Consider the following 23739-nt stretch of genomic DNA (forward strand, 5'->3'; position numbering starts at 1 on the left):
GCATGCCTGTGGGCTTGATACACTGCGCAGACGGATGCTGCCAGCTTGCGACGGGGCTGATAAAGCATGATCCGGAAAAGTGGAAACCGGTTTTCCGAAAAGGTCATGCTCAAACAAGGAGATGAGATCATGATGCGATGCTCCGTCATCGCATCATGATCTCAGGGAACACAAACAGGATATGCGATCCGCTGATATGAGACCCGCACATGAATAGGGCAAAGCCGTCCCTGATCGGCTGCGAGGCCGCCGCGACGCTGCTCGAATCGCTGACCGAACTGGTGATCCGCGCCGGCGAGGCAATTCTTGCCGTCAATCGTTCCGCGATGAAGGTGACCGGCAAGAGCGACGGGTCGCCGGTCACCGAGGCCGATCTCGCCGCCGACCACATCATCGTCGAAGGGCTGACGCGGCTCGCGCCGCAGGTGTCGCTGCTATCGGAGGAGCGCGTCCATCTGGCGACGCCGCCTTATAAGGACAGCTTCTTCCTGATCGATCCGCTCGACGGTACCAAGGAGTTCGTCGCCGGCCGCGACGAGTTCACCGTCAACCTCGCCCTCGTGACAGCGGGCGAGCCGCTGCTCGGCATCGTCAGCGCGCCCGCGCTCGGCCTGCTCTGGCGCGGCATCGTCGGCAAGGGCGCGGAGCGGCTGACGTCGCAGGCCGGCGCGGTTTCGCAGGCGGTGCCGATCAAGACCCGTCCCTGCCCGCCGCGCGGTGCCCCATGGACGGTGGCAGTGAGCCGCTCGCATGGCGATGCACGCACCGAAGCCTTCATCGACGCACGCGGCGGCGCGGTCCGCGCCGTGCTGGGCTCGGCCGTCAAATTCGGCCGCGTCGCCGAGGGCGAGGTCGATATCTATCCCCGCCTGTCGCCGACATCGGAGTGGGATGTGGCGGCCGGTCACGCGGTCGTCGTTGCGGCCGGCGGCAAGGTCACCGATTCGAACGGAAGCCCGTTGCATTTCGGGCTGGGCCGCGAAGACTTTCTGGTGCCGGAATTCATTGCCTGGGGCGACCCGGCCGCGGCGCCGTGATCACTGCGCGAGATTGTCTTCCAGCTCCGGCCAACGCACTGCGGCTTCCTTCAAAAAGCGCGCGGGATCGGCGGCGAACGCGTCACGGCTGCGTTCCCGGTTGAACAGGTAAAGCCTGTTCCCGACGACGGCCCAGAAGCGCGGATTGCCCGCGCAGGTGACGCCCCGCACCAGATCGGTCGGATCGTAGCCGCCGAATTGCGGGCCATAGATTTCGGGATGCGCCACGAACGAAGCGCGGTTGCCCTCGTTGCGGAAACGCCAGACCACGCCGTTCTCTGCGGCCTCGAATTCCGGCCGCCCCTGGGTGGCGGCGGCATCGGTGAAATAAGCGACGGGATCGAATCCTTCGATCGCCAATCCGGAGTAGCGGTTCGTCACCACGCGCTCGGTTGTGGTGGCCTGAACAGGCAAGGAGGGCCAGATGGCCGCCAAAATGCCCGCCAACAGGCCGAAAAACGCCATCCCGCGGCACGATCCATATCTTCCTGCCGTTGTGCCGTCATAGTTGCTGCGGATAACATCCGAGTCGAGGGGACATCCGGCGCAACCTAGAGCCGTGCCTGTTGGCGTCAGGTTAAGGAAGCGACCGGATTCGGTACCAGGGGTTCTTTATGACTTTCGCATCACGCCTTGCTGCGCTCGCGCTTGCCGCGATGATGTGCTGGAGCGCAGGGGCGTCCGCGCAGCAGGGCCCGCCACCGCAATATCCGCCGCCACAGCGTGAACCGACCCCGTATACTTACGGGCCCGATGAACTGGTCAATGCCGGACACAAGTTCTTCGGCAACGTCTCGCGCGGGCTCGCCTCGATCATCGAGAAGGCGGTCAGCCAATGGGGCCTGCCCAACGGCTACATCCTGGGTGAGGAAGGCTCCGGCGCTTTCGTCGCCGGCCTGCGCTACGGTGAAGGCACGCTCTACACCAAGAATGCCGGCGACCTCCGAGTCTACTGGCAGGGCCCCTCGCTCGGCTTCGACTGGGGCGGCGACGGCGCCCGCACCATGACGCTGGTCTACAACCTGCCCGCCACCAACGCGATCTACCAGCGCTTCGGCGGCATCGACGGCTCGGCCTATATCATCGGCGGCTTCGGCATGACGGCGCTCACCGCCAACAACATCGTGCTGGTGCCGATCCGCTCCGGCCTCGGCCTGCGGCTGGGCGCCAATATCGGCTATCTCAAATTCACCCCGCGGGCGACCTGGAACCCGTTCTAGAGCGTTTCCAGCGCATTGGACGGCGGTTCGCATCAAGAAAGCGCGTCAAGACAAAATCCAGAGCCTCGTTCCGATTCATCGGAACGAAGCGCGAGGTCGCAGCCCTGATCGGACGATGAGGCCGGCGCTCCGGCACGGTTAGCAATTCAGGTTAACGCGGCAATCGGGCTGGCCTTTGGCCGGCCCGCCGTGGCATTGTGATTAACAAATTCCTTCTTTTCTTGGAGTGACCCTTCATGATCGAACCGATCATGTACCTGGCGATCGGTTTCCTGCTTTCGATGCTGTGCGGGCTCGCGATCGTGCCGCTGGTTCATAACCGCGCCGTGCGCCTGACCACGCGCCGGCTCGAGGCCGCCACCCCGCTGTCGATGGCCGAGATCCAGGCCGACAAGGACCAGCTCCGCGCCGAATTCGCTATGTCGGCGCGGCGGCTCGAGATGAGCGTCGATCAGCTCAAGAACAAGACCACGAGCCAGCTCGCCGAGCTCGGCAAGAAGAGCGACGCCATCAACCGCATGAAGATCGAGCTCGGCGAGAAGAACGCCACGATCTTCGCGCTGGAGGCGCGCGAGAGGGCGGTGAAGGAGCAGCTGCGCGCCACGGAGGAGGAGTTCTCAGCCAAGACCGAGCTGTTGCGCAACGCCGAGCAGGCGCTGACCGACAAGCAGGGCGAGCTTGGCAAGATCAACGCCGAGCTCAACGACCGCGCGATGGCCGCCGACAGCCGCCAGATCGAACTGGTCGCGGTGCGGACCCAGGTCGAGGAGCTGAAGAACCGGGTCGGCGATGCCGCCAGGGAATTCGCGGCAACCGAAGCCCGCCTCGCCCAGGAGCGCAACCAGTCGGAAACCGCGACGCGCGATCTCAGCGAGGCCCGCGGCCGCGTCGAGAATCTGAGCCAGCGCGTCACCGAGCTCGATCGCCAGCTCATCGTGCAGGTCAAGGAGGCCGAGATGCTCGGCAACCGCGTCAACGACCTCGAGACGCGGCTTGCGACCCAGGGCAAGCTGCTTGCCGAGCGTGAATTCGAGAACGGCCAGTTGAAGCAGGCCAACGCCGCCGCCGAGCGGACTGTGCAGGAGCTGCGCGAGGAGATCGCAGCAGTGGGCGGCGGCAAATCCTCCGCGCTCGACAAGCTGCGCCAGGAGAAGACTCAAGTGGAGGAGCAGCTGCGCACCGCACGCGACGAGCGCGCCAAGCTTCAGCGCGACATCAACGCGATCCAGCAGCAGGCGGAGAGCTCCTGGGCCACCGAGCGCATGGAGAACGCGCTGTTGCGCGAGCGCATCAACGACATCGCGGCGGAAGTCGCAAAGCTCGCGATGCAGCTCGAAGGCCCGAACTCGCCGATCGAGGCCCTGCTCGCGGCCGAGCCGACGGTGCCGGGCAAGGCGGCGGCCAAGCCCGCCAACGGCGTCTCGCCGGGCAGCGGGATGCCCGAAGGCGGCGGAACGCTCGCCGAGCGCATCCGTGCGCTCCAGGCCCACGCCTCCCGCGCCCGCCAGCAAGGGGCTTAATTCCCGCAGGGTTTGGCTTGACACCCCTACCCGGCACTTCGTAAATCGCACGCTCTGACGAAGCGCCGCACTCGACCGGCCGCCGACCAGCGGCTTTTGGCACGTCACATCCCGGGCGCATAGCTCAGCGGGAGAGCGTTCCCTTCACACGGGAGAGGTCCAAGGTTCGATCCCTTGTGCGCCCACCATTAAACCTTCAGAATCAACGACTTACAAACCAGACTCCCTTAGAATGTGCCCCGAGATAACTGGGGCACAGCCTGGGCATACATCAAATATTGCGGCCGCTTGCAAAAAATTACTTTGTGTTCCGTCAGATCTGCCATTGCGGCTTTTGTCATTTCAGGGTCTTCCGTGGCGGGCCGGAATAGGTCTCTCGGCGTAGATTTTTCGCGAATCGGCGCCGAAGGGTCGGTATGCCGCCAAAGCGCGGTCACCAGACCCGTGCCGCGGAGTCGGAGCTCACTTCCGATATCCGCGCCTTGTGAATGGCCGCCCGAACTATGAATACCGGTGGATCGCTGCTCTCTAAAGCGACGAGCGGCGATCCGCCGGCCACGGTCCCGCCAATGCCAAGCGCGTCTACCGGCTGATGAAGAAGGCGGCTTGTTGCCGGTCCGGCATACGGGGCGCCGCGTGCCACGGGCCATGACGGAACGGTCATGACGAGCCGCTCTAATGAGCGTTGCTGTTCGGACGCGGTGGGGTTCCCCTGCTGGAACGTCGAGATCGTGGTTTACCCTGGACAGCAGCCGTTCGCCGCCTATCGCAGCCTTGAGATGGGCCTGCAACTTGAACTGTCCTTCATGCCGGCGGTATGCCCGGCTCGGAGCTTATCCGCGATCGCGTATACGGGTAATTTATACGCGATCTCGTATACAGAAAATTTATACAGGATCGCGTATATCTACTTTTTATGCGCGATCGCGTATATTTTATTCCGCAGGAAGACCATGACCCAGCAAATCGCGAGAACAGAAAAGCAGCTCGGAGCGATCCTGCGCCGAGCTCGTAAGAAGGCCGGCCTGACACAGTCCGACCTCGGGAAAAGCATCCATCTTCGGCAGGGAACTGTATCCCGGCTGGAAGGAGGGGCACCGGCCATGCAGCTTCACACCGTGATGGAGGCTTTGGCCGCGCTCGATCTCGAGCTCGTCATTCGTCCGCGAAGCAAAGCCAGCGCTGCCGACATTGAGGATATCTTCTGATGGCCCGCTCGCGAGCTAATTCACGACTAAACGTATTCGTGAACGGCCGTCACGCGGGAATGCTCAAGCGCGAGTCCAGTGGGGCGATCGATTTCCGGTACGATGCCAACTGGCTCGCCTGGAACTCCACGTTCCCGATTTCGCTCTCCTTGCCGCTTCGCGAGGATCGGTACATTGGGGCGCCTGTGATCAATGTCTTCGACAATCTCTTGCCCGATAGTGAGACGATACGGAGGCGCGTCGCCGAGCGCGTCGGAGCAAATGGCACCGACGCCTACAGCATGCTTTCGACAGTCGGCCACGACTGTGTCGGGGCGCTCCAATTTTTGCCGGAGGGCATCAATCCAGCTCCAACGGGAAAGATCGACGGGAAACCGGTCAGCGACAAGGAAATTACGGACATCATTCAAAACCTCGCCGCTGCGCCGCTTGGCATGGGCGAAGACGACGATTTCCGCATCTCGCTGGCCGGCGCTCAGGAAAAGACAGCCCTACTGCGCCGCGATAGCAAATGGTACAAGCCGTCCGGAACAACTGCGACCACCCATATTCTGAAACCACAAATTGGGCGCTTGCCTAACGGCGTCGACCTCTCAAACAGCGTCGAGAACGAGTATTTTTGTCTCAAGCTGATTGCAGCTCTTGGCGTGCCGGCGGCTAATGCCGAAATCGCGGACTTCGGCGGCCGTCGCACGCTTGTCGTTGAGCGTTTTGACCGCCGCTGGACAAAAGACAAGCGTCTACTCCGGCTGCCACAAGAGGATTGCTGCCAAGCCCTATCGATTCCGCCTACACGAAAATATCAATCGGATGGCGGTCCCGGCATGAAAGAAATTCTCGAGCTGCTTAAGGGCAGCGATGCCCCCGCTGATGATACCGCGATCTTCATGCGATCAGGTGTCGTATTTTGGCTGATCGGTGCCACGGATGGCCATGCCAAGAACTTCAGCATCTTCCTCAACCCCGGAGGACGCTTCCGCCTCACGCCGCTTTATGATGTGCTAAGCGCGCAACCCAGTCTGGATGCAAAGCAAATTCAGCCCAAGTCGTTCAAGCTGGCTATGTCCGTCGGGAAGAGCCGCCACTACACAGTGAATGAGATCCTGCCGCGCCATTTCGTCCAGACGGCCGAGATGTCAGGCATCGGCATTCCTGTCGTGCGCTCGATCTTTGATGATCTGACCGCGACATTCGAGGCGAATTACGAGAAGGTCGCAAAAGCCTTGCCCAAAGGCTTCCCGAAAAACATCACGGAGTCGATACGGACCGCTGCTCTCCACCGCATCAAGCTGATCAACGAGTTAAATTAGGCTGGCCGACCGTGGTGGAACCAACAGTTCTATCGGATGGCGGTCGGCCAGCGCTCGCAAAGCCGAAACGAAGGACAGCGTAATGCCTATCCATCACGTGAGCTGGTGCGGCCGGCTAGTACCGCTACATGTCTTCTTCGCACGAAAGGATGAGAACATCAGCGACCGCTGCGCCGTGATGGCGCGCGTACTCAAGGCAGAACAGAAGTACATGTCGTCCAACCATTTGGTCCATCACCTTGGCCCGTCTCTGATTTCTATCAACACGTCGATCCAAAAGCGGAGCGGCCATCAAACGCTTTCGCGATGAGTCAGAGGCGTTGAGCAGGAGCGTGCGATGCTCCTCCAAACTCCGCTCACTAAGCAGTCCGCAACATTGGCGTGAGCGGCGGCGAAGAACCGTGTTGTATCTCTCCAATTACCTTGAAGCCGTGATGTTGGTAAAACAAAATGTTTTCCGGATTCGAACTTTCGAGGTAGGCAGCAAGGCCCTCTTCGTCACATCGTCGAAGAGCGCACTTCATCAGCAATGTACCAAGCCCTTGTCCGACCCAGTTCGGATCGGCGGCAATGAGAGGCAGATACCAATGCGGCTCAGGGGGACGATGTTTGGCCATTCCCTGCCGTAGATCCGCCATATCTCTGGCGATCTCCGGGCGCAGAGACTGCGCCATGATTGCATCCAGCGCCTCCTCATCTTGCTGTACGCCGGGAGGCAGCCATAGGGCCGCGGCCCGAATCCCCTCCGCGACGTATGCTGTGCCATGCTCGAATGCTCGTCCGCCACAGGCGTTAATGTACTGAGGCATGTTCCTAAGATATTGCCTTGGGGCAGGCCAACTCCAACGCATCAGTGGATCGGCGGCAAAGCCGAGCACAAGTGTCCAGACGGTGCTTGCCCGCATTTTTGCGCGCGCAGATTCGATGTCAGCCTCCGCGTCATGATGTCGTTTCTGAGTCTCTGTTTCTACGTAAGAGCCGCAAGGGTAGAGCATGCATATGCCTCTGAACGAAAGCAGAAGTGATGGCACCTACGGAGCTTCACCAGATGCGCTTGGCTTTCGTTCGGCCCTCCTCCTACCTCAGAAGGCGGCTGTCAACGAAGGCTGCTCAGCGAATGATCCTTGACCTGACCTCCTCGCGAGCTTCTGGCATCATCTGGAGCCTGCCCTTCCTAAAGGACACTTCGACTTTCTCGGCGTCGAGACCGTTCGACCGGCTGCAACAACCTCGAACGAAGTGACACAAGAACATTCTCGAGTCTTGCAGTTGTGAAGAAGTCGTAGCAGGCGCTCGAAACAACATCGTGCGATGACTGCGCTTTAAACCAGGTCCAGGCACGACCAAGTCGGCAAGCACGCGTCACACGTCGAGGTCGCAGATAGGCAACGATCTTATGAGGTATCACTTCCTCTCTCACTGAGCGGCTCCGGATAAGGTCTCTTGTTTCAAAACACGTGCCAACTACGAACCGAATGCAGTTTTGCTAGGTAGTACGGACACCATTGTTCGGAGCCGATGGTGCCCCCCATCTTCTCGCGCCAAGCACCGCGAAACAACCTCCACGGTTCGGCGCGCCGTCCATAGATCGAGGGTGCAGTCGCTCTTCGAGAAGCAGGCGTAGAGCCCAAGACAGCTTCAGAATCATATGCTGAACGCCACTGCGCCGCTTCCACACTTGAGCTCTCGCCCACCGAGGGCCGCCATGAACAGGCAAACTGAAGCAATACGGCAGTTGTCATCGCGGTGAGGACGACTCGCGTTATCTGGGTTGACCATATTCAATTTCTGGGCGCCGATCGCACCATCGCTTTATCCAGCGAGATTGATCGGCTGTTATCTGACATGACTTTGTCGGTCAAAGACGACTTATGTCAGGAGCCAGACACCAAATGCGCGAGGTGCCCCGGCTTGCGGCGAGGCTTGCGGATCGGTCTCTTTGTCAAAGGTTGGCACGTCCGTTGCTAAAGATCGCACGACGCGACGATTGGCAGGGCCTAATGCCTATGGAAACTCGATCCATAGAAACTCAGTTTGTAGAACGCCAGCCGATCGACGCGATCGCGGCGATCGATCGTCTTGCTCACTCGGATCCAGACAGGCTTGCGCTGAAGCACGGCGCAGCTGAACTCACCTACGGAGCGCTGCGATTAAGATCGGATGCCCTCGCAAGGACGTTGCGAGACCATGGCGCTCAGGAGGCAGTCGTTGGCTATTGGGGTGAACGAGGCCTCGACTGGGCGACGACTGTCGTTGCAATCTTGAAGGCCGGATCAACCTACCTGCCACTCGATCCATCGTTACCTTCTTCGCGCACGTCATTCATGATCGACCAAAGTCGTTGCGCTCTGATTATCGGCTCCGACAAGCTGGATCGGCTCAGCCAGTTCCAGGCGAGCAGTAAAGGCACCATGCAATTCATGACGTTAGAGGCGGCGTTGCGCGGAGGCCTGACCTCGCCTATCTCGCCATTATCGAGCGAGGACGAACTCGCCTACATTCTGTTTACTTCTGGTTCGACGGGTCAGCCTAAGGGCGTAATGATCGCGAGCGCTGCCCTAAACAATCATTTGACGGCAAAGATTGATGCCCTAAATCTCACTCGCGCCGATTGCATCGCGCAGACGGCATCGCAGTGCTTTGACATCTCGCTATGGCAGCTCCTCGCGGGGCTTAGCGTCGGAGGCTGTATCGCGATCATCGACGATGTAACACTGAAATCGCCAGCATCCCTTCTCAAAGCAATTCAAGGATCCGGCGCGACGATTATTCAATTCGTTCCGTCGATGCTTGCAGTATTCGTTGAATATCTGAAATCGATTACGGCCGCAGAGCGAGCTATGGATAGTTTGCGGTTTATTTCTACGGTCGGAGAACCTCTAACACCCGGACTGGCGCGCGAGTGGCTCACCTTATATCCCCACATCCCCATTCTTAATCATTATGGCCCAACCGAGTGTGCAGACGGTGTTACGCACTATCTGGTTTCCGAACCACCTTCGCTGGCCGACGCTTACGTGCCAATCGGCGAGCCGATTCCTAACCTTGAGGTTTATGTCGCCGACGGATCGACCCTGTGCAAACCGGGAGAAGTCGGCGAACTCTGTGTTAGCGGCGTTGGTGTCGCTGCTGGCTACGTCAATGACTATGTCCGCACCAAGGACGCCTTTCGGCCAAACCCGTTCTCAAACGACCCGTCGTTCCAGCGCCTATACAGGACGGGTGATCTGGGGCGCGTTCGTTCCGATGGCCTTTTGGAATGTCTAGGTCGGCGAGATCGTCAGGTCAAAATCCGCGGACACAGAATTGAACTCGGAGAAATCGAGGCCCGCCTCACCGCTCATCATTTGGTATGTGGCGCCGTCGCGGTCGCCTCCGTTTGCGCAGGCGTAAAGCTTACGGCGAGAGACATAACCCGGGCCGAGGGGGTAACTGGATCGAGACGCCTCATCGCGTATGTGTCAGCTCCAGTTGAAGTTACGGAAGGTGAGCTTCAGAACTTTCTTGCCGAAGCGCTTCCCACCTACATGCTCCCAGAGAGGATTATCCACATCGGCGGTATTCCACTGACCAGAAACGGAAAGGTCGATTTTGGAGCATTGCCAGACCCGACCAGTGTTCGCCCTCAACTGTCGACGCCATTCGAAGAGCCGCAAACCGAGCTCGAAGTTCAGTTGTGCAAGATTTGGTCCGGCGTTCTCCGTGTTAATAACATTGGCGTGAATGACCAGTTCATAAGCCTGGGCGGAGACTCGCTCAGGTCAATGCTCATACTGGGCCAGTTGCAGGCCCAGCTCGGAGTAAGAGCGGATTTCAGGCTGGTCCTGAATGGAACGATCCGTTCTCTTGCGGATTCGATCTCGGCCCGGCTCGACTCCAAACCCTACACGGCCCCCACGTGCGGAAGACTCACCCGGTCGCCTTTGACGCGAGTTCAGGAGCACCTATGGTTTCTCTGGCGGCTCGATCCGTCTGCCAGGAACTACATCATTCAAGGCGGCCTGCAAATAAAGGGCGTTATTGATACGGTAGCGTTCAATCGCGCCTGGACCGATGTTTTTCATTCCCATCAGGCACTATCTGCACGCTTTGTCGACGAGGACGGTCCGGTTCAGCTTTTTGATGCCCCGCAATGCGCAAGTCTTGAATTGACGGATGCATCTCATCTCACGACGCAGGAAAGTGAGGAACTGATCGCACAGTTACGGCGAACAGAGCTGAACGGCAACTTTGATCTCAGCCAAGGCCACCTGTTCCGCGCGCACATGATCCGTCTTGGCCCTGACAATCATCTCATACTGATCACCGCTCACGAGGTTATCATCGATGCTTGGTCGATCTCTGTTCTGCTCAGAGACCTTCGACAACGGTACGCCGATGCCTCGACGCTTTTGCCAGAGAACCGCATGTCACTCTCGACCTACGCAGTCTGGGAAAAAGAACACGTTAATCCAGAGGCGCTGGCCAACCAACGCAGCTATTGGCGTCGTCAGATTGGTGATGATCCGCCAGTGCTTTCCCTTGGAACGAAACGAGCGCGGCCGCAGACAAACTCCTACCGCGGCGCCTCGCATGCGGTGCTGCTTGGCAGCGAGCTCTCAGATCAGCTACGGGGCTTTGCGCGCCGACATAAGTGCACCACCTCGACAACACTCCTTGCTTGCTTCAAGCTGCTGCTGCGAATGTATAGCGGTCAGGATGACATTATCGTCGGCATACCGCACGTCGTGCGGGATCAATCTGGTACCGCCGACATCGTTGGCTTTTTCCTGAATATGCTGCCAATCCGCACGGCTATCGATGTCGGCCAGTCCTTTGCGGTTCATGCCTTGCACGTCCAGGGCCTGGTCAGCGACGGCATCGCAAATTCGGCATATCCGTTCGGCTGGATGGTGAGGGATACCCGCCTCCATCGCGAAACGGGACGATCACCGATCTTCCAAGTCATGTTCAACATGTACTCCGAGGCCGCGGACCCAGTTCGGCGGCACGAGTTGGACATGACATTCCGGGAATACGACACCGGCTACGTCAAATTCGACCTGACATTGTACGCACAAGAACAGGACGATAAGATTGCCCTCCAGCTAGCATATTCGGAAGACATATTCCCCAGCGATCTGATTGTCCGCATGGCTGACAACCTGCGCTGTCTGATTGCCGCCTGCGTTGAGAACCCGCTTGCGCCCATTGAAGATCTGAGCTGCCTCAGCTCCTCAGACGTCGCTATGCTGGACGCGCTAGATGGCTCAGCGCCACCATACGAGGCTGAATGTCCGCTTGTCGAAGCGTTCGAGCAAATCAGCCTCTCTAATCGGAACCAGCTGGCATACTTTGGTGATTTCGGTGAGGTGACATTCGGCCACCTGCGTGAGCGCGTAACAGCTATAAGGTCGTTGCTGCAGGCTTCTGACGTGGGCGCTGGTGATATGGTCGCCATGTTGGTCGACCGGTCGCCTGATGTGACCGCTGTTATTCTTGCGGCGCGAACATTGCAGTCCATTGTTATCCCTATATCGCCGGATTATCCGCGTGATCGGATCGAACATATCCTGCGAGATAGCCAGGCAAAGCTTTTGGTTCACGCAAGTACCACTGACCTTGGCTTTGACATGCCGTCAATTTGTCTTTCGACGCTGGAAAGGCGCGGCGCCCCCTCGTACGCTGTCGAGCGGAGAAACAAACCATCAGATCGGGAAATTGCGAGCCTAATATACACGTCGTCCTCCACCGGGAAGGCGAAAGGGGTCCTCGTACCGGAATCGGCAGTTCTCAATCGGTTGAATTGGATGTGGCGAAGCTTTCCCTTCGACGGTACGGACGTGATGGTTGTTCAAAAATCCGCATCACTCGTTGCGTCCGCTTGGGAGTACTTTGGGGGCCTTCTGAGAGGTGTGCCAACCCTGATCCTTACCCAAGCGCAGTTGTTGGATCCGGATCTGTTGTTGTGCACGTTGGCGAGACATCGCGCGACACACCTATTTGGCTCGCCGCCACTCCTGTCCGGCCTCATTGCTTCGCAGCAACGGCGCCCGTTACCGACCGCATTGCGGTTGGTCACAAGCAGCGCCGAGCCGATGCCTTCCTCACTCCCTGTGCGCTGGCGTCGGTCTTTCCCGGGCGTGCCACTTTGGAATTTCTATGGTGCCACGGAATGCGCTTCCAATGCAGCAGTCCACGATGCGTCGAATACCTGCGACGACTTGTCCTTCGTCCCCGTTGGTCGGCCAATCGATAACGTCAAACTCTACGTACTCGATGCCCGGTTGAAGCGACTCCCTGTCGGGGCTGCCGGCGAACTCTGTATCGCGGGACGCTGCATGAGCGCCGGGTACTGGCGGGATCAAGATCGGACGAACCGCTGCTTCGTGGCGAATCCGTATGATGACGGAGAATACAGCGTTCTTTATCGAAGTGGCGATATCGCACGTATCTCGACGAGCGGCCTTGTCGAGATTTGCGGCCGATTGGACAACCAGGTCAAGGTGCGGGGATTTCGAATCGAACTGGAGGAGATCGAAGCGGCCCTTGACACTCATCCGGCGATCAAAAAGTCCACGGTCGTATTAGAAGGCATAGATGACGATCGTCGCTTGATCGCTAGCGTGGTTTCGACGCGGGACGATCTAAGCTCTGAAGATATTGTCGCCCACCTGCGCCGCACATTAGTGTCTTACATGATTCCCTTCGCCTTCCATTTGGTTGACGGTATCCCCCTTACGGCGAGTGGAAAGATCGATCGTGCTCGTCTATCGTCTGTTCCCTACCGCCAGGCCGGGCCTGGTCAATCCGCTGAGCCTCGCACCAGAAAGGAGCGCATTCTTGCCGGGATCTGGCGGGATCTATTGGGAGTCAAGCGGGTCGGCATCGATCAGAGCTTCTTCGATATCGGCGGAGACTCTCTACTGAGCGTACGGTGCGTCACGTTGGCGCGCAAAGCGGGGCTGAATTTCACGGTCCGCCAAATCTATCAGACACCGACTATCAGGGACTTGGCGGCAGACGAAGCCGCGGCTCCATCCTTCTCTTCCGCGGAGGGTCGATTGCCAGTTTGCCCCGCAATCTCTTCTTGGAACCGCCTTGCCGGCTTCGATGAGCATTTCAACATTGGCGATCTGTTCTTTTTGCCGGCGGGCACCCTGAATATCGCCATACTGGAGCGCGCCCTTGCACGTGTCATGGATAGGCACGAAGGCCTCCGGCTCCGTATCACCAGAACTGATGACGGCCTACTCTTGACTATCGGACCTCCTTTAGCCGAATGCCCTGTGGAGCAGATCGACCTTGTCGGGACAAGCGATCGACGGCAGCGCCAAGCAATCGAGAGCATCTCAACAAGACGTCAACATATGTTTCGGTTTGACGGTCAGATGCCTCTTGTCAAAGTCACGGTGTTCCGCACATCAGAAAGTGGCGATTACTATCTGCTGCTGTTGTTACATCATTTTGTAGTCGACGGGATAGGTTATCGACTATTCCTGGAAGCATTGGATGCGGAGTACCACTCCCTTGCTTCAGGCCAAGCCGTGAATGATGGCGAGAACAGACAAATGCTCTCTCCATGGCTGAACCGCCTTGAGCATTACGCGAACAGCGAAGCACCAGCCGAACTTAACTTTTGGGAGAGGATCAACTACCATGAACTCAATTTCAACATCAGTAACACTGCATCGAGCGCCGCGAGCTTCTCGGAAGTGACCGCGAGAGAGCTTCACTATGCACGCCTTGAAGGTCGCATGGATAAAGCCAATTGCCGATCTCTTTGGGAAGATCAGGCCAAGCACCACCTGGAGATTGACAAAGACGCGACGGCTGATCTCCTCAATATTGCCGCTCGATGGGCGCATTGCCAGCACTTTGACGTATTTGTTGCAGCGATATCCGGCGCATTTGGACGTGTTTTCGGCAACTATTCCCTCTGGATTGATAGCCTTACCTCGACCCGAGGTCGGCTGTTTGACGATTTCGATCCATCTCAGATTATCGGCGTTATAAGCGAGATCATCCCGCTTCCCTTGAGTCTCACAGAAACGGAGGCTCGTCCCGATCGTGCTCGTTCAATATTCCGCCAACGCAACGCCCTACCACGCGGGGGAATTGGCTTTCGAGCCATGAAATTTCTGAACCGAGATCCATCCGTGCGCAGCAGGATCGATCGCCTGCCCTTACCCAGAATTGGATTGAATTATCGAGTGGGCTTGCAGCGCAATTTTCCACGCCACTTTCTAGGCAACGAACCTTCTCCGCTGTGGATTGGCAAAGACATGGATGAAGCGGGCGTGAATTACCTCTTCTGGTTCAGTGTCGGATATCAAGATGGCCACCTAGAGATCGAAACGAGGTATAATCCAACTCAGTCCGGTTATGAGATGACTCGCAATCTTTGCACGGTGTTGCAACAGGAGCTGTTGCAGACCATCGGCGAGTTCGGAAGAGCTGGCGACACTTTCATCCGTGAATGAGCCGGATGGCGAATTCGCCGGGAAGAGATCCCAATGTGATGTCCGTGAGAGAAACGCGCGTCGATCTATCGGACCCCGATCTCTTGGGCCTCATCTTGCGGCTCGCCCTTCCGTCTGTTGTTGGCTTGTCGACCAACGCGTTACAGCAGGCCGTCAATGCGATCTTTGTTGGCTCACTTGGTGCGCAGGCGATCGCAGCTGTCGGCATGACTTTGCCGATCGTGGTCCTGCTCACGGCAGTCGGACAGGGGATCGGTGTTGGAACAGCCTCGTTCATATCTCGTCATCTTGGCGCTGGTGAGTACCTGGAGGCCAGTCGAGGCGCGAGTACTGCACTCGCGGTGGCCGCTCCGATCGGTATCATGCTTACGGTCGCTCTGCTTCTTAACCTGCGAGGGATTTTTGTTGCGCTCGGGGCAACGTCAACCATCATGCCAGTAGCACTCGACTACGCGGCGACGCTTTTATTCGGATACACTTTGATGCTTCTAAACATCGTGAACGGCTTCATCGTCAGAGCCGAGGGCAACACACGATTCAGCATGTGGACGATGATTACCGCCTTCGTACTGAACGCTGTGCTCGATCCCGCCTTCATATTCTTGCTTGACCTCGGTGTGCGAGGCGCAGCTCTCGCAACGCTGGCATCTCAGATCGCTGCTATGAGCCTCTATATCGCGTATTTTGCAAACCTTCGCGGGATAGTCGTCCTCAGAGTGTCGCGCATCTCATTGCGAGCAGAGCGCATCAGACGGCTCGCGCTGATAGGGGCGCCGGCGACCATGAGCAGCATTCTAGCAGCCATCGCCTTCATGCTCTTGTACAGAGCTGCTGCGCCGTTCGGCGACGATTTCATCGCGGCCGTGGGAATAGCTGTGCGATTGCTGACGATCGGCGCGCTGCCTATCACCGGCTTCTGTCTAGGCTCGCAAGCAGTCCTGGGTTTTGGTTGGGGCTCACGCGACTTTGCTCGCGTATTGAAGACCGCGAAGTTCATACTCTCCATGACCGTCGCTCTTTCCGTCGCCTATTCTGCGGCGGTTGTGATTTTTGCGCGGCCTTTGGTCAGGCTGTTCAGCGATAGCGAGAAGGTCACGGAAATTGCCGTCTCGACCTGCATCGTATTCCATCTCTTTTTCGGACTTTTTGGTATTCAGAGTTTCGTGACGGCGATGCTTCAGTCGTTCGGAAGAGCGCGCCTCAGTGCGGTTGTATCCTTGGCGAGGCAAGGCTATCTCTTCATACCGGCCGTAATGTTATTCCCCGTCATATCGGGTTTCAATGGACTGTTGGCCAGTCAAGCAATCGCTGAGCTGGGAGCCGGCATTATCGCGCTGTTTGTCATGTTGCACCAGTTCGCCGAGCTCAGACAAGCGATCGGGCAATCTGCTTCAAGAGCGGTCGAGATCGCGGGTTGACCCGACAATCATCGGAGCCCAGAGCATCGGGCTGAATGCAATTCACGTTTGTTGTACATCTCGTGATAAAGCATTGAAGTGCAGGTAAACATTGGCGAGCAGCGGCAGATCACCGATCCTTGCCCCGCACTCGCGTCGTCCACAGTTACGACGACCGCCAGTTGGCGCCGATCGCCTCTCGTCCGAAGTCGAATGTATTTGTTCAAGGATGATGTCCGGTGGGGACCTTCGGGCCAAGACTCGGCAAGCGGACGCATTGTCATGCGTTGTGGCGAGGATACCGCCCATAGATCCGGCTGCCTAGAAGTGTGATGCAGCATCACTGCAGATTTCGCCATCGGACTCGAAATTCTACATATTTTAGTTGCGAGCGCCCCCTCCTCGACCTCGCAGCTCGCTTTGCGAAAACAGATGGTCGGCACGCAACCAAGGCTGCTCTACATGTGCCGAAATCGAGCAGCCAATGCAACAACTCCTCCGGCGAAGGGAAAGTAAACTCCATTTATTGTTCGACTACCAAAGATTGCCGGTTTTTCCGAATTGATAATCTCGGCCTCGAAGGAGCTACTCTGGTCACTAATCCGGACGCAGACATCGTGAAAATCCAAGAATTCACCAGTTGCCGGCGCATATGATTTGTATACGGCTTCCTTTATTGCGAAGATTAATCCTGGTCCGGAGCGACCGCTACACCACTCGGCACGCTCCAATTCGGCAGGGGTGCATATAATCGGCGCAAGGTCCGCTCCTAGCGGTTCTTGGTCCTCAATGTCCAGCCCCAGAGCGAGCACAGTATTCGAGCGCCCGACAACAGCTCCGCCATGAGACGAAGAATGCGAAATGCTGCCGATGACGCCCGAGGGCCACAGAGGAGCCCGATCTACCTTCCTCAGAATGGGAACAGGCGCAAAACCCAGTTGACGCAAGGCCTGGCGCGCGTGATACCGCCCCCAGGCAAATTCACGCTGACGCCGAACTGAGACGCTCCCCAACATTTCAGCTTCAGCCGGGAGTGGCAGGGGAATCGGATCACGTATTGGCCCGCCCGAAAAACAGATGCCGTGGGTCAACACTGCGCCGATAGCCGCCTCTAAGATCTCGAGCATTTTCATAGCTAGGGCTCTTCATAATGAGCGTTACGCCCACAACTTTGAAATTTCAAGAAGCGGCTAGATTGGGTCATCGCCGACTTTGTCTGGATTTTATTCGCCCGCCAGTGCGGTCCCTGTCATCCAGGCGGACTAGGATGACTATGCCCACCGCCTTGGTTGCCCAGAACTCCAGTTCTTCGTGGCAATGCTCTTTCGTCGAGCGGAAGACATCGCGTCCTGCAGTTGTCGGTCAGGTTGAGCGCACAGCAGCCGCCGTTTTAAAGCTCGGAGATATGTGTGTGAGGTTCCGGCACGAAACTCGCACTGCTCAGGAAGTGCTACTGGTTCGCCGTCGCTTCACGAATTTGGCCGCGCAGCTTCGCCGACGTCAAGGGCAAGAAGTCCGCCTTGACTCTGAAAGGCTTCAACGCGTCCTCGATTGCGCTGGCTATGGCGGGCGGAGCGCCCAGCCTACCACTCTCGCCACAGCCTTTGATCCCGTATTCGGTAAAGAGTGACGGCGTTACGACGTGCCCGCCCCGGAGGTTCGGAGGCACTCCGTTGACACTGGGCAGGAGATAGTCGGCGAAGTTTGCGGTCAGTAGTTGGCCGTCGTCGGCATACTTGTACTCTTCATAGATCGCTGAACCGATTCCCTGTGCCGTGCCCCCGCCACCATTACTGTAAATCGACGTCCCCCTGGCCCGGTGCCGGTGCGGCGCGGGTCGCGATTATCACACGCTCGAACTATGACCAATGGAACGTGCCGAAGCGGTTTGACCGCAATCGCCCCTTGCTCCGCGTCACCATCGACGACGCCTCTGGCACTGAGATCTATATCTCATCGCTTAGACCCCTCCAACGGTCGAATGAGGGCAATAATAGAAGCCGTTTTTCAGCTTGAAGCTCGAGGAGCCTCTTTGGATACCGACGTCCATGTGCTGACAGCGGTATAAAATGTCTGTCAGGTTTAAAACACAGCCCGCACAAAAGGCCCGATAAACTTTGAGGCAAAGCCAGAGGCTTGGCATGCCTTAGCAGCACTGGCATGGCCATTGCTTTGCCCCAGCAACAGCAGCTTAGAGCTAAGAGCATGCAGAGGCACGAAACCAGAAATGCCCAGCGCGATCCGTGCTTCGGGAAGCATACCTCGCTCGAAGCAGATCAACAGACCGAATGCAGCAGTTAAGGACCTCGAGGCTCGGAAGACCACCATGAGCGAAGAAGCTTTGATCGATAGTATCATTCCGTGTAGCGACGTCGTCAAACGCGCCGCGCGCATCGGCGCTGAAATCAGAAATATCAAACTATCGGGCGATTTGCCGAGCCACACGATTACTGCAATCAACAGCTTGCTACTCGCACACAAGGTGATCTTCTTCCGCGAACAGGATCATCTCGACGATCCGGAGCAGGAACGCTTTGCTATTCGTTTGGGAAAGCTTGTACCGCATCCGACGCTCGCTACCACCAAGGGAACGACGTCAATCATCGAGCTCGATTCAGCCCGCGGAGGTAGTCGGGCTGACGTCTGGCACGCAGATGGGACGTTCACCGCGGCCTATCCCAAAATCTCGGTGCTGCGAGCCATTGTGATCCCACCCTTTGGTGGGGATACGGTGTGGTCGAACACAGCGGCTGCTTACCTGGATCTGCCGCCGCCGCTGCAGCGGCTCGCCGATGAACTCTGGGCAGTTCATACCAACGCCTTCGATTACGCCGGAACGGCTCGTGTCCGCGAGGTCGACATGAAGCATTTTGATGAGGTCTTTACCAGAACCATCTTTGAGACCGAGCATCCCGTCGTGCGCGTCCATCCCGAAACCGGCGATCGCGCGCTGGTGCTCGGCGATGTGGTACAGCGTTTTGTTGCCATCCCCAAACGCGATGGCCAGAAGCTGTTCGACCTATTCCAGTCCCATATCACGGCACCCGAGAACACCGTGCGTTGGAACTGGAAGGTGGGCGATGTCGCGATCTGGGACAACCGCGCAACACAGCATTACGCGGTCAATGACTACGGCGACCAGCATCGTGTCATGCGTCGCGCCACGATCGATGGCGATGTGCCCGTCAGCGTCGACGGCCGGGTCAGTGTAACGCGCCACAAGATCTCCAAGCAACCACCCATGGTGGTCACCTAGCCCACTCAAATTCACGGAAGTTCGCTGGTGCAGATTTTTCCATTGCGCGTTCGCCTCTTTCTGGATCCGCAGACCAAACGGCCCACGCGGCGAAGCAAGATTCTACCTTTAGTCGCCGCCGCCCTCGTCGACCGCTTTGGATCAGCCAGCTCGCAACAGATTGAATTTCGCCGCGTGTACGGAGCTTGGCGGCGCAGGAACCCGTTCGAGAGGGGAAGTTTGGTCTGCCCGAGGTCACGCGGGATCCGGTCTCAGCCGGCAGGTGTGAACGTCGACCACCGAGAAGGTTTGGTCCATCAGACGATTCTCCCACGCTCCATCGCGATACGCTTTCGCTCCGCCCGACAGCGGACGCCGAGGCTCCATAGATCCGCTTCATGCCGATACCGGACGGGCAAACCGAGGCTAGCACCGCTTCGTAATTTGCCCCGAAAGACGAGTCCGGGCCATGTCTTCGCCATCGAAGCAAGGCGTACGCGATTGTCCGACGACAGACCCAACATCGATGCTTATCCGCTCAGCCCTTATGTCGCCTGGGCGGGCAACCGCAATAAGGACGCGATCCTAAAGCTTCAAAGAACTCTTTCCTACTGAGGGTGACGCGCTTGAAGTAGCGACTGGGGCCGGATTACATGTCAACTACCTTGCGTCCCATTTCCCGCGCATTCGGTTTCAGCCTTCCGATTACGATCAAGATGTCTTCGAGACCATCAAAAGGAAGCGCCTCGAAGGCGATAACAATAACATTGCTGGTCCCGTTTTGGTCGATCTCACGGTCCCGTCAACTTGGCCAGACGCCCGTGAGCAGCTCTACGACGTCATCTTCGTCATCAACGTCTTCCATGTTGCCCCCGTCTCAATCGCCGACGGCATTGCTGCGCTTGGCGCAAAGCTCCTGAAACCAACCGGCTTCATCGCAATCTATGGTCCCTTCAAAATTGACGGGAAATACACCACGTCGTCGAACGAGGCATTCGACAGGGAGATTCGGGCGACCGACGTGCCTGAATGGGGTCTCAAAGACGTGCGGGATATTGAAAGGGAGGCTCGAAAGCATGGACTGGCGCTCAACGGCAATTGGATTTGCCCGCCAGTAATTTCATTCTGCTCCTCGGTAGATCCTGAACGGCCGATCAGCATCTGCAGTGTATGGCGCGGCGATTCCGGCTATTTCGCACTCATGGCGCCTTCCAGACCTACCGAGTGCCCAGACGCTTGGCGATGAGTGACTAACGGCTGAGAATTCGTGACAAGCACAGGGCCTGCAAGGCCAAGGCGTGCCTATCGTGCCGACCAAACTCAATGCCCATGTTGGCACTTCATTGGCAAGGACCACCCGCCTGCTGTCAAGTTCGGTTCAGCAAATCGGCGGCGGCTGTGCGCAAGGCTTGAACGATTGCACTGCAGCTGCGACAATGATGGTAATCGGCAGATGCTAATGGCTGTCGACGATTGCACGCGCGATCAAGACCTCGATCACGACTTCCGCTAGTTGCTCCGGCGTCTTATCTGTTGTCCTGAGATGAATTTCGGGTCTTAGCGGTGTTTCGTAGGGCGCATCGATGCCGGTGAGATTCTTGATCTCTCCAGACTTCGCTTTGGAGTAGAGGCCCTTGGGATCGCGCCGCGCGCATTCTCCGATCGGCGTGTCAACAAAGATCTCGAGGAACTCGTCCTTACCAACCAGGTTGCGCACCATGTCTCGCTGGGCCGCGTAGGGCGAGATGAACGAGCAAATCACGATAAGGCCGCTGTCCACCATCAATTTGGCGACTTCACCGACCCGTCGAATATTTTCGACACGGTCAGCCTCGCTGAAACCGAGGTCCGCGCTTAGTCCGTGCCGCACGTTGTCGCCATCCAGCAGCATGGTGTGGTACGCCATAGTAAACAGCTTTTGGTCGACTATGTTGGCTATTGTCGACTTTCCCGAGCCGGATAGGCCCGTGAACCAGATGATGCAAGCCTTTTGATTTTTGAGTGCGGCGCGCTCGTTCTTGCTCACTGAAAGGGGGTGCCAAGCGATATTGGTGGCCCGCCGCAGAGGATATGCAATCATCCCGGCGCCGATCGTCCGATTCGTATAGCGGTCAATGACGATGAACGAGCCGGTCTCGCGATTGATCTCGTAAGGATCGAACGCTATCGGCAGCGCCGTCGAAACATGGCAGAAGCCGATCTCGTTCAGGCCAAGTGTTTTAGCTGTGAGATGCTCACCGGTGTTGACGTCGATCCGATGCCTGATTGCCGTTATACTTCCTGCGGGTACAGTCTGCGTTCCAATGCGCAGGATGTACTTGCGTTCGGCAACGAGGGGGTCCTCGTCCATCCAGATCAGATGCGCGGCGAACTGGTCGGAGACCTCTGGCGGCTCGGTCGGGCGCGTCAGGAGAGCACCACGGCTGATATCGATCTCGTCTTCGAGCGAAATGGTAATGGCATCGCCCGCCTCAGCGCGGGTAAGGTCGCCGTCATGGGTCACGATCCGCTTGATGCGCGCGGTCTGTCCAGACGTTGCGACAACAACCTCGTCCCCTGCTGAGATACTTCCGGTAACAACCGATCCGGCGTAGCCGCGGAAGTCCAAATTGGGTCGGTTCACCCACTGGACCGGAAAGCGGAACGGCTGGATCACGGCGTTAGACTGGATATCGATGCTCTCCAAGTAATCGAGCACGCAGGGACCATCATACCACTGAATGTTGCCAGAGCGGCTAGCGACGTTGTCGCCGTAGCGGGCGGAGATCGGAATCGGAATGATCGAGGTAAAGCGAAGATCGGCAGCAAAGGCGATATAGTCCCCGACGATCCGGTCGAAAATCTCCTTCTTGTAATTGATGAGGTCGATCTTGTTCACAGCCAGCACGATATTACGGATACCGAGCAGCGAACAAATGAAAGAGTGACGCTTGGTCTGCACCAGCACGCCCTTGCGGGCGTCAACCAGGATGATGGCGAGCTGGGCGTTCGAGGCACCGGTTGCCATGTTACGGGTGTATTGCTCGTGGCCGGGCGTGTCGAGCACCATGAACGAGCGGCGCGGCGTGGTAAAGAAGCGATGGGCCACATCGATCGTGATGCCTTGCTCTCGCTCTGCCTCGAGCCCGTCGACTAGCAACGCAAAATCGACGTCATTACCGTTCGTGCCGTGCTTGGCGCTATCGTGTGCCAGCGCCGTCAGCTGATCCTCGTAAATCATTCTGCTGTCATGCAGCAGCCGGCCAATCAGCGTCGATTTCCCGTCGTCCACCGAACCGCAAGTGATGAAACGCAGCTGGTCCTTCGTTCTGGCCTGGACAAGCTCGACAGCCGCTTCGGGCGCCATCAGAAGTAACCTTCCCGCTTCTTCTTTTCCATCGAAGCGGCTTCATCACTATCAATCAAGCGTCCCTGGCGCTCCGATACCGTCGCGGTCTGCATCTCAGCGACGACGTCCTCGATCGTAGCCGCGTTGGAGTTGATGGCCCCGCTCAATGGATAGCATCCCAAGGTTCGAAAACGGATCATCCGCATTTGTGGCGTCTCGTCGGACTTAAGCGGCAGTCGCTTGTCGTCGACCATAATGGTTGCGCCATTTCGGAGGACCACAGGCCTTTGCTTTGCAAAGTAGAGCGGGACGACCGGGATCTTCTCGAGCATGATGTATTCCCAAACATCGAGCTCGGTCCAATTCGACATAGCGAACACGCGCATGGTTTCGCCTTGGCGGATTCGCGTATTGAACAGATTCCATAGCTCCGGCCGCTGGTCCCGCGGATCCCACACATGGCCGGCCGTACGGAAAGAGAAAATCCGTTCTTTTGCACGGCTCTTTTCCTCGTCACGTCGTGCCCCACCGAAGGCGGCGTCGAACCGATAGAGGTCGAGTGCCTGTTTCAGAGAGTCGGTCTTCATAACCTGCGTATGAAGAAGTGAACCGGAATTGACCGGATTGATCCCGCGCTCGATGCCTTCCCTGTTCACGTGCACGATCAGGTCAACGTCGAGCCGCTTGGCTGTTTCATCCCGGAAGCTGATCATCTCGCGGAACTTCCACGTCGTGTCGACGTGAAGCAAGGGAAAGGGCAACTTGGCCGGGAAGAACGCCTTCATTGCAATGTGCAGCATGACGCTTGAGTCTTTTCCGATCGAATAGAGCATGACCGGTTTTCTAAACTCGGCGACTACGTCACGCATTATCGCGATCGATTCGGCTTCGAGGCGGCGAAGATGTTTTGGTAACATGTTCTTCGATGCAGATTGTGTTTAAGTTCGTCAGGTGCCATTTGATGCAGCATCTCCTGATCGCCGAAGTGACCGTTGAGGTGCGAGGTTTGCAATGGCTCGTCA

General features: G+C 57.8%; 14 protein-coding genes, 1 tRNA gene and 1 pseudogene. 10 read left to right on the forward strand and 6 right to left on the reverse strand.

All coding sequences use genetic code 11. From position 1 onward, the window contains the following. The first annotated feature begins 209 nt into the window (after nt 1-209). Nucleotides 210-1037, forward strand: a complete 828-nt coding sequence (gene cysQ, locus RX327_RS30375; protein ID WP_317247987.1) for a 3'(2'),5'-bisphosphate nucleotidase CysQ — start codon at nt 210-212, stop codon at nt 1035-1037. On the opposite strand, the gene RX327_RS30380 is transcribed toward cysQ, so the two are convergent. After that, complete coding sequence (locus RX327_RS30380) at nt 1038-1502, reverse strand: YHS domain-containing (seleno)protein (protein ID WP_050383061.1); 465 nt, start codon at nt 1500-1502, stop codon at nt 1038-1040. 149 nt (nt 1503-1651) lie between these two features. On the opposite strand from RX327_RS30380, the gene RX327_RS30385 reads away from it, so the two are divergent. The 5 genes from RX327_RS30385 (at nt 1652) to RX327_RS30405 (ending at nt 6295) form a co-directional block, all read left to right on the forward strand. Beyond that, nucleotides 1652-2257, forward strand: coding sequence for a DUF1134 domain-containing protein (locus RX327_RS30385; protein WP_317247988.1), 606 nt, complete (start codon nt 1652-1654; stop codon nt 2255-2257). A 236-nt stretch (nt 2258-2493) separates the two neighbouring features. Beyond that, nucleotides 2494-3777: a hypothetical protein gene (locus RX327_RS30390; RefSeq protein WP_317247989.1), complete on the forward strand. Its 1284-nt coding sequence runs from the start codon at nt 2494-2496 to the stop codon at nt 3775-3777. A gap of 113 nt (nt 3778-3890) precedes the next feature. Continuing rightward, nucleotides 3891-3965 (forward strand) — tRNA-Val (locus RX327_RS30395). A gap of 765 nt (nt 3966-4730) precedes the next feature. Next, nucleotides 4731-4985, forward strand: coding sequence for a helix-turn-helix domain-containing protein (locus tag RX327_RS30400; RefSeq protein ID WP_283090652.1), 255 nt, complete (start codon nt 4731-4733; stop codon nt 4983-4985). Further along, nucleotides 4985-6295 carry a type II toxin-antitoxin system HipA family toxin gene (locus RX327_RS30405; protein ID WP_317247990.1) on the forward strand — a complete coding sequence of 437 codons (1311 nt, stop codon included), beginning with the start codon at nt 4985-4987 and terminating at the stop codon, nt 6293-6295. Before RX327_RS30400 ends, RX327_RS30405 begins: the two co-directional genes overlap by 1 nt. A 359-nt stretch (nt 6296-6654) precedes the next feature. Here RX327_RS30405 and RX327_RS39330 read toward each other — a convergent pair whose 3' ends face one another. Continuing rightward, complete coding sequence (locus RX327_RS39330) at nt 6655-7200, reverse strand: GNAT family N-acetyltransferase (RefSeq protein ID WP_283090653.1); 546 nt, start codon at nt 7198-7200, stop codon at nt 6655-6657. 987 nt (nt 7201-8187) lie between these two features. On the opposite strand from RX327_RS39330, the gene RX327_RS30415 reads away from it, so the two are divergent. Both RX327_RS30415 and RX327_RS30420 read left to right on the forward strand, forming a co-directional pair. Then, nucleotides 8188-14757, forward strand: a complete 6570-nt coding sequence (locus RX327_RS30415) for a non-ribosomal peptide synthetase (RefSeq protein ID WP_317247992.1) — start codon at nt 8188-8190, stop codon at nt 14755-14757. Between the two features lie 5 nt (nt 14758-14762). Next, nucleotides 14763-16175, forward strand: a complete 1413-nt coding sequence (locus RX327_RS30420; protein ID WP_317247993.1) for an MATE family efflux transporter — start codon at nt 14763-14765, stop codon at nt 16173-16175. A gap of 437 nt (nt 16176-16612) precedes the next feature. Here RX327_RS30420 and RX327_RS30425 read toward each other — a convergent pair whose 3' ends face one another. Further along, nucleotides 16613-17287: a 4'-phosphopantetheinyl transferase gene (locus RX327_RS30425; RefSeq protein ID WP_317247994.1), complete on the reverse strand. Its 675-nt coding sequence runs from the start codon at nt 17285-17287 to the stop codon at nt 16613-16615. Nucleotides 17288-17604: 317 nt separating this feature from the next. Beyond that, a complete protein-coding gene (locus RX327_RS39335) occupies nt 17605-17955 on the reverse strand; it encodes a molybdopterin cofactor-binding domain-containing protein (protein WP_410712202.1) in 351 nt (116 codons plus the stop codon). A gap of 525 nt (nt 17956-18480) precedes the next feature. Here RX327_RS39335 and RX327_RS30430 point away from each other — a divergent pair. After that, nucleotides 18481-19410, forward strand: a complete 930-nt coding sequence (locus RX327_RS30430) for a TauD/TfdA dioxygenase family protein (protein ID WP_283088114.1) — start codon at nt 18481-18483, stop codon at nt 19408-19410. Nucleotides 19411-20044: 634 nt separating this feature from the next. After that, a pseudogene (locus tag RX327_RS30435) lies at nt 20045-20635 on the forward strand (DUF938 domain-containing protein); the annotation flags it as partial. A 210-nt stretch (nt 20636-20845) separates the two neighbouring features. Here the strand turns inward: RX327_RS30435 and cysN are convergent. Beyond that, entirely contained in the window at nt 20846-22735 is a 1890-nt protein-coding gene (cysN, locus tag RX327_RS30440) for a sulfate adenylyltransferase subunit CysN (RefSeq protein ID WP_317247995.1), read from the reverse strand. Continuing rightward, entirely contained in the window at nt 22735-23634 is a 900-nt protein-coding gene (gene cysD / locus RX327_RS30445; RefSeq protein ID WP_317247996.1) for a sulfate adenylyltransferase subunit CysD, read from the reverse strand. The genes cysN and cysD overlap by 1 nt, the downstream gene beginning before the upstream one ends. Nucleotides 23635-23739 lie beyond the last annotated feature (105 nt).

It is taken from the genome of Bradyrhizobium sp. BEA-2-5 (assembly GCF_032918025.1).
Lineage (GTDB): Bacteria > Pseudomonadota > Alphaproteobacteria > Rhizobiales > Xanthobacteraceae > Bradyrhizobium > Bradyrhizobium pachyrhizi.

Excerpts from the sequence above, each read along its gene's own strand:
- cysQ (WP_317247987.1), top strand. The coding sequence starts at position 210 with ATGAATAGGGCAAAGCCGTCCCTGATCGGCTGCGAGGCCGCCGCGACG.
- RX327_RS30380 (WP_050383061.1), bottom strand. The coding sequence starts at position 1,502 with ATGGCGTTTTTCGGCCTGTTGGCGGGCATTTTGGCGGCCATCTGGCCC.
- RX327_RS30385 (WP_317247988.1), top strand. The coding sequence starts at position 1,652 with ATGACTTTCGCATCACGCCTTGCTGCGCTCGCGCTTGCCGCGATGATG.
- RX327_RS30390 (WP_317247989.1), top strand. The coding sequence starts at position 2,494 with ATGATCGAACCGATCATGTACCTGGCGATCGGTTTCCTGCTTTCGATG.
- RX327_RS30400 (WP_283090652.1), top strand. The coding sequence starts at position 4,731 with ATGACCCAGCAAATCGCGAGAACAGAAAAGCAGCTCGGAGCGATCCTG.
- RX327_RS30405 (WP_317247990.1), top strand. The coding sequence starts at position 4,985 with ATGGCCCGCTCGCGAGCTAATTCACGACTAAACGTATTCGTGAACGGC.
- RX327_RS39330 (WP_283090653.1), bottom strand. The coding sequence starts at position 7,200 with ATGCGGGCAAGCACCGTCTGGACACTTGTGCTCGGCTTTGCCGCCGAT.
- RX327_RS30415 (WP_317247992.1), top strand. The coding sequence starts at position 8,188 with ATGCGCGAGGTGCCCCGGCTTGCGGCGAGGCTTGCGGATCGGTCTCTT.
- RX327_RS30420 (WP_317247993.1), top strand. The coding sequence starts at position 14,763 with ATGGCGAATTCGCCGGGAAGAGATCCCAATGTGATGTCCGTGAGAGAA.
- RX327_RS30425 (WP_317247994.1), bottom strand. The coding sequence starts at position 17,287 with ATGAAAATGCTCGAGATCTTAGAGGCGGCTATCGGCGCAGTGTTGACC.
- RX327_RS30430 (WP_283088114.1), top strand. The coding sequence starts at position 18,481 with ATGAGCGAAGAAGCTTTGATCGATAGTATCATTCCGTGTAGCGACGTC.
- cysN (WP_317247995.1), bottom strand. The coding sequence starts at position 22,735 with ATGGCGCCCGAAGCGGCTGTCGAGCTTGTCCAGGCCAGAACGAAGGAC.
- cysD (WP_317247996.1), bottom strand. The coding sequence starts at position 23,634 with ATGTTACCAAAACATCTTCGCCGCCTCGAAGCCGAATCGATCGCGATA.